The 7,112-nt window shown below is 37.6% G+C and carries 7 protein-coding genes; all 7 read right to left on the reverse strand.

Annotated elements, in window-relative coordinates:
- Nucleotides 1-71: 71 nt before the first annotated feature.
- The 7 genes from PHT93_RS12060 to PHT93_RS12090 all read right to left on the reverse strand — a co-directional run bounded on the left by PHT93_RS12060 (nt 72) and on the right by PHT93_RS12090 (nt 6,913).
- Nucleotides 72-1,157 carry a nitronate monooxygenase gene (locus tag PHT93_RS12060; RefSeq protein ID WP_300243281.1) on the reverse strand — a complete coding sequence of 362 codons (1,086 nt, stop codon included), beginning with the start codon at nt 1,155-1,157 and terminating at the stop codon, nt 72-74.
- 413 nt (nt 1,158-1,570) lie between these two features.
- Nucleotides 1,571-2,884 (reverse strand): ribosome biogenesis GTPase Der, encoded by a 1,314-nt coding sequence (der, locus tag PHT93_RS12065; protein WP_300243283.1) that lies wholly within the window; start codon nt 2,882-2,884, stop codon nt 1,571-1,573.
- Between the two features lie 18 nt (nt 2,885-2,902).
- A complete protein-coding gene (gene era / locus PHT93_RS12070) occupies nt 2,903-3,793 on the reverse strand; it encodes a GTPase Era (protein ID WP_300243296.1) in 891 nt (296 codons plus the stop codon).
- Complete coding sequence (locus tag PHT93_RS12075) at nt 3,777-4,772, reverse strand: beta-ketoacyl-ACP synthase III (RefSeq protein ID WP_300243286.1); 996 nt, start codon at nt 4,770-4,772, stop codon at nt 3,777-3,779. The genes era and PHT93_RS12075 overlap by 17 nt, the downstream gene beginning before the upstream one ends.
- 116 nt (nt 4,773-4,888) lie before the next feature.
- Nucleotides 4,889-5,074: a 50S ribosomal protein L32 gene (gene rpmF, locus PHT93_RS12080; RefSeq protein WP_300243288.1), complete on the reverse strand. Its 186-nt coding sequence runs from the start codon at nt 5,072-5,074 to the stop codon at nt 4,889-4,891.
- An 11-nt stretch (nt 5,075-5,085) separates the two neighbouring features.
- Complete coding sequence (locus PHT93_RS12085) at nt 5,086-5,667, reverse strand: DUF177 domain-containing protein (protein WP_300243290.1); 582 nt, start codon at nt 5,665-5,667, stop codon at nt 5,086-5,088.
- A gap of 88 nt (nt 5,668-5,755) precedes the next feature.
- Nucleotides 5,756-6,913 (reverse strand): HAMP domain-containing sensor histidine kinase, encoded by a 1,158-nt coding sequence (locus PHT93_RS12090; RefSeq protein WP_300243292.1) that lies wholly within the window; start codon nt 6,911-6,913, stop codon nt 5,756-5,758.
- Between the last annotated feature and the right edge of the window lie 199 nt (nt 6,914-7,112).

A 7,112-nucleotide genomic window follows, 5' to 3' on the forward strand; every position in this document is an offset into this window, starting at 1 on the left:
TAAAAGATAGAAAAACCTCTCAACTCTTTTACGAAAAGATTATTGAGAGGTCTTTTTTATATTGACTATTTTTATCCCCTGTTCTTAGAGGATTTCCAGTCGTTGATCAATTCATTAAAAGTCTCTTTTACGGACATGATACTCTTAGCTTTAAAGGCATTCGTCCCGGCAAAAGCGTATCCTTTATCAAAATTACCACGAGCAGCATTATAAAGCGCCATAATAATGCAATAAGGGCTTGTGGAGATATCACAGGTTTTTATGCAGTTAAACGGACAGCTTTTCGGTTGTTTTAATCCGGCTTTCACTTTCCCGAGAAATGAACTATGAATAGCTCGCCCGGGCATTCCTACCGGACTCTTTATTATTTCAATATCTTTCTCTTCAGCTTCTATATAACTATTTTTAAATGCCTCAGAAGCATCACATTCTGTGGTAGTTACAAATCGTGAACCAAGCTGGACACCGGATGCACCCAAATTCATTATCCGCAAAATATCTTCTCCTGTGTATATACCTCCTGCGGCAATAATCGGAATATTTTTATGGTATTTTTGTTCAAACAGCGATACTTCATGTACTACCTGAGGAAGTAATTCTTCAAGCGAGAATTTCTGATCTTCTAACTGCATTTCTTTGTAGCCTAAATGACCTCCGGCTTTAGGTCCTTCTAAAACTACAGCATCCGGAAGATAGTCGTAATTGTTTTTCCACTTTTCACAAATAATACGTACTGCCCTTGCACTTGATACAATCGGAACAAGCTTCGTCACGCTATCTTTCTTCAAAAATGAGGGTAAGTCTAAAGGGAGACCGGCTCCGCTGAATATTATATCAACTTTCTCTGATATACTTGTCTTAACCAGTTCAGCAAAATCCGACAACGCCACCATTATATTCACGCCAATCACGCCACTTGTTTCACGCATCTTATCACGCGTTTTTCGAATCTCTTCGATAAGACCAAGGTTACCTGCTTCTGTATAATCCGGAGACAGTTTCTTATACAACAATCCAAGTCCTGCTGCAGAAATAACCCCTACGCCACCTTCTTTGGCAACTGCAGAAGCTAAGCCTGAGAGTGAGATCCCCACTCCCATTCCGCCTTGAATAATCGGAATACGAATTTTCAAATCTCCAATTGTTAATGCTTTCATTCAATTTGAGTTTAGTAAATAGAACGACAAATATAGCACATTAAACGTTTTTTTGTGCATAATAATCATCATTATTGCACAAAAAGTCTTGTTTTGTGAAAAGCGTGTTTTCAGGGCAAAAAAAATAGCCGCCCTTCACAAGGAGGCTATATTTTTATGAAGAGTAAGTAACCAATAAAAAAACTTCTCTTCATACGGTGTTTAATCATCTTATATGCTTACATAATTAGCACAAGGTTCTGATATAGCGATTATACTAATAGTGTTACTTTTTCATTAGCAAAGATAAGGCGTCATATACCCTCCTGCAATACCTAAAAATATGTATATCTCACAAAAGGCTTACCTAACGATGGTGATTCTCTTTTTCTTGAAAATAAGAAAGGACATCGTTGCTGATGTCCTTTCTTATTTTATTTCTCTCGAATGTATATATTTATCTGTGTTCCCGCGAAATCCCAATTCTCTCGAATCTTGTTTTCCAAAAATCGTTTATATGGGTCCTTCACCCATTGCGGCAGGTTACAGAAGAAAACAAAAGATGGAACTCTGCCTGCAGGAAGCTGCGTTACGTATTTTATCTTTATATATTTTCCCTTCCATGCCGGCGGCGGATAGCTTTCAATCAGGGGGAGTAACACTTCATTGAGCTTCGCTGTCGGGATTCTTTTTTTCATATTTTGGTCTACCTCTTTAGCTAACTCAAGAACTTTCAGTATCCTTTGCTTGGTTAAAGCTGAGATAAACAGAATAGGAAAATCAGTAAAAGGAGCTAAACGACTGCGAATTGCGTCAGTGAAGGTATTAATAACCTTTTGTGATTTGTCTTCTACTAAATCCCATTTATTCACACAGACAACAAGACCTTTCCGGTTTTTTTGTATTAATGAGAAAATATTCAAATCCTGACTTTCTACACCACGCGTTGCATCTAAGATAAGGACACAAACATCCGAACTTTCTATTGCTCTGATAGAACGTATTACAGAATAATATTCTAAATCTTCGTTTACTTTTCCCTTTTTACGAATACCGGCAGTATCTACCAGATAAAAATTCAGTCCGAATTTATCATAGTGCGTATAAATTGAGTCACGCGTTGTTCCTGCGATATCGGTAACTATATGTCTCTCTTCTCCAATAAAAGCATTTATCAACGATGATTTACCGGCATTAGGACGACCAACCACTGCAATTCGGGGATAATCTTCCAATGTTTCATCTTCTTTTAGAACAGGAAGAAGTTCTACAATCTTGTCTAATAAATCTCCGGAGCATGAACCATTGATTGATGATACACAACAAGGATCTCCCAATCCAAAGGAATAAAATTCAGCAGCCAACGGATGATCGTCAAAGTTATCCGCTTTATTAGCTACAACAATAATCCTTTTTTTGCTTCTTCGAAGTATTGAAGCCACTTCACTGTCTAAGTCTGTGATACCATTCTTCACATCTACAACAAACAAGATTAAGTCGGCCTCTTCAATAGCAATCTGAACTTGTTTATTTATTTCCTCTTCAAAAACATCCTCAGAATTAAGAACCCACCCACCGGTATCAACCAGAGAGAATTCTCGTCCTGACCAATCTACTTTTCCATATTGCCGGTCACGAGTTGTGCCAGCCTCCTCATTTACAATCGCCTGACGACTTTGTGTCAAACGATTAAACAAGGTAGATTTACCCACGTTAGGCCTTCCAACTATCGCTACTATATTTCCCATAAATTTTTATATACTTACTTACTCCAATCGGTAACCAAAGTTTTTCAGAAGCGTATCTCTGTTACGCCAATCCTTTTCAACTTTGACAAACATCTCCAGAAAGACTTTCTTTCCAAAGAATTTTTCAATATCTTTTCTTGCCATTGCACCGACTTTCTTCAGCGCCTGACCTTGATGTCCTATAATAATACCTTTTTGAGAATCTCGTTCAACTACAATCAAGGCTTTAATCCTGATCAAAGATTCTTCTTCTTTAAATTCCTCTACAATTACTTCAACAGCATACGGCACTTCTTTCTGATAATAAAGCAAAATCTTTTCCCGTATGATTTCAGTTACAAAGAAACGTGCCGGCTTATCAGTCAACGCATCCTTATCAAAAAAAGGAGGAGAGTCCGGCATCAATGTCTCTATACGTCGTTTTATATAATCTATATTAAAATTTGACAATGCTGATATAGGCAGGATTTCTGCTTTCGGCAATAACTGTGTCCAATGAACAACAAGTTCTTCCAATTTGCTTTGATCAGTCAAATCAATCTTATTGATCAATAATAATACGGGACAGTCTAACTGTTGTACCTTCTCCAGGAAATCTTCATGCTTGTCAACCGTTTCTACAACATCCGTCACATATAACAGGACATCAGCATCTCCCAGAGCGGATTGCGAAAAATTAAGCATAGATTCCTGAAGCTTATAGTTCGGTCTTAAAATACCCGGCGTATCCGAATAAACAATTTGCATATCAGGCGTATTAACAATACCTAATATACGATGCCGTGTAGTCTGCGCTTTTGAAGTTATGATAGAAATTCGTTCTCCTACCAATCGATTCATCAGCGTAGATTTACCTACATTCGGATTACCGACAATATTTACAAATCCGGACTTATGCTTTTTTTCCATCATACCCCCATTTCAAATAAACGGATCCCCAGGTAAAACCAGCCCCAAAAGCAGCAAGAATCAGATTGTCGCCCTTTTTAAGTTTATCTTCCCATTCCCACAAACAAAGGGGAATCGTCCCTGCACTTGTATTACCATATTTTTGGATGTTTACCATAACCTTATCTTCAGAAACGCCTAAGCGTTTAGCAGTAGCATCAATAATCCGAAGATTGGCCTGATGCGGTACAACCCAGTCAACATCCTCATTCGTTAAGCCATTCCTTTCAACCACTTCTGCTGCAGCATCTGCCATATAAGAAACAGCATATTTAAAAACATGCTTTCCTTCCTGATAAACCGTATGTTCATGATTATCTACACTCTCATGGCTTGCTGGATGAGCTGATCCTCCGGCTTTCATATGTAAATGAGAAAAGCCTGAACCGTCCGTGCGTAATAAGGTATCCATTATACCTATTTTTTCAGTTGTAGGTTCAAGCAACACAGCCCCGCAACCATCGCCAAAAAGAGGACAAGTCGTACGGTCTGTATAATTCGTAATCGAAGTCATTTTATCTCCGGCTACTACAATTATTTTTTTGTAATGCCCTGAGCGAATATAATTAGCTCCGGTTTCCAGGGCATAAAGAAAACCCGCACATGCCCCTTGCACATCAAAAGTAAATGCATTTGTACAACCGGTATGATAACCAATTATTGATGCAGCAGTAGGGAAAGGATAATCCGATGTTGTTGTCGCGCAGATTACAGCTTCGATTTCCTTAGGGTTTACTCCAGTTTTTTCAATAAGCTGGTTTACCGCCTGAATCCCCATATATGAAGTCCCAAGCCCTTCTCCTAAAACTCTACGCTCTTTTATTCCTACACGCGTCAAAATCCATTCATCCGTTGTATCTACCAACTTCGAAATATCTTCATTAGTCAACACCTCATTCGGAACATAACCTCCAATTCCTGTTATTACCGCGTTAATCATATCATTACTTTTTTTAAATATACAGAGTTATTTATTGCTCTTTAATAAAATAGCCCTAAAAATACTTTTAGGGCTATTAACTGTCTATCTAGTACTTCTAATATACAGAGACAAACTTAAACTGCAGCTTCTTTTACGATAGCTAATTTACCTCTATAGTAGCCGCATTCGCCACATACAGTATGATAAACATGCCACGCACCACAGTTTGGGCAAATAGCCATTGTCGGTGTAACAGCCTTATCATGAGTTCTTCTCTTGGCTGTTCTTGATTTTCCTTGTCTTCTTTTAGGATGTGCCATTTTTTATTTATTTAATTGTTATCATTTTCAACTAAGCCTTTTAGCGCATCCCAACGAGGATCTGTCGAATCGGAATCATCTTCTTCTGAGATATCATCGTCAATCATATCTTCTTCCAGATCATCATCATCCGCACTACTTCTGGTTGTGTGTTTTTTCAATTTGGAAGACATACCTTTATTACATTTTCCCGGTGCATGCACATGCTTCATCGGAATAGACAATGCTATAAACTCATAGATGAACCAAGCCAAATTTATCGCCCCTTCTTCAAAGGGTATGACTACGATTTCATCGCTTTCTTCTGCGTATTCATCTCCAAATTTAACCACTAATCGGTTTCGAGATTCGACAGGTATTTCCATGTCATCAAGACATCTGTCACAAGGAACTATCACTACTCCTTCTATCTGAAAAGTCATTTCAAATATCGAGTTAGAGTTCTTTACGGAAAGATTAACATTCACCTTTCCCTTTTGTACTTCAGTTCCATCTATGTCAATGAAAAATTTATTCTCCAAAGAATACGAATATTCATGTATTCCCGGCGAAAGATTTTTCAAATCTATATTATATAAATCAAACTTACCCAAAGCCTTTTAGTGTAAAAACCTTGCAAAGGTACTAAATTTATAAACACAAAAGCAATAAGTTCTTTATTATTTTTAAGAAGAGCATTTCTCATTTCTTGTATTTACGCAGTTCAAGACAAAAAACCGTACCTTTCCCCAGTTCAGAGCTTTTCACATAAATCTTTCCTTTATGATAAGACTCAACGATCCGCTTTACAAGCGATAAGCCAAGCCCCCATCCTCTTTCTTTCGTCGTATAACCGGGAGTAAAAACTGTCTTGAATTTAGATTTATGTATTCCTTTTCCCGTATCAGAGATCTCAATACGGATACGCTTTCCACGATCTTCTATATAAAAGTCCACCTCTCCTTGTCCTTCCATAGCATCTACAGCATTTTTCAGCAGATTCTCTACAACCCATGCAAAAAGTGACTCATTCATCGATGTAAACAAAGGTTCTTCCGTATAATGAGGGACGATCTTAACTTTAGAAGAGATTCTTGAACCCATATACGCTAATGCCTGTCTTAACGATTCATTAATATCGATAGGTAGTAATTCGGGGTTTGATCCAATTTTAGAAAATCGTTCAGCAATCGTTTCTAAGCGCTTTACATCCTTCTCCATCTCTGTCAGTAGCGATGGATCAATATCTTTGGTTTTAAAATATTCTACCCAAGCAATCAAAGAAGAAATAGGAGTTCCCAATTGATGGGCAGTCTCTTTAGAAAGTCCAACCCATACTTTGTTTTGTTCAGCTCGTTTTAAATTAGCTAACGCCAAAAAGGCTATTACAATAAAAATAAAAACGATTGTAAGCTGCGCATATGGATAAATCACTAAGCTTTTCAGAATAAGCGAATCATCATAATAAACATAATGATAGGTACCATCTCCCAAATCAATTTCTATCGGTGGATTCTTTGCCCGTAGTTCCTTGACCTTTTCTTGCCAAAACTCATCGACATCCTTTTCGGGCACGTCAATATTTCTGTTTTCTATTACATAACCAGCTTCATCACACAACACAACAGGAATAGAAGTATTGCCCATAATAATTTTAAGAACAAAACTCATATTCAAACTGGGGTTTTCACTTGTCATAACCCTCGTTGCTTCAGCCCAGACTTCTATTTTCTGTCTTTCTTCCTGAGCAAAATCTTTGATCAATAAATCAGACACAACAACGGAAGCAATGGCAATCAGGACAGCAACTAAAACAAAGAAGAATTTTAAACGCTGCCGATAATCATAAATACTATTCATGTAATATTTTATTATTATTATGATAACGAATAAAAACAGGGTTTATTATAGAACAAGAAGAACAAGCTTCCTCCATAAACAAGCAGAGCCGATTCAGTTTAATACTGAACCGGCTCTCTTCTTAAAACGGCAACTACCTACTCTCCCACTTTTACGCAGTACCATCGGCGTGATTGGGCTTAACTTCTCTGTTCGGTAT

This window comes from Massilibacteroides sp., from assembly GCF_028705895.1.
GTDB lineage: Bacteria > Bacteroidota > Bacteroidia > Bacteroidales > Tannerellaceae > Massilibacteroides.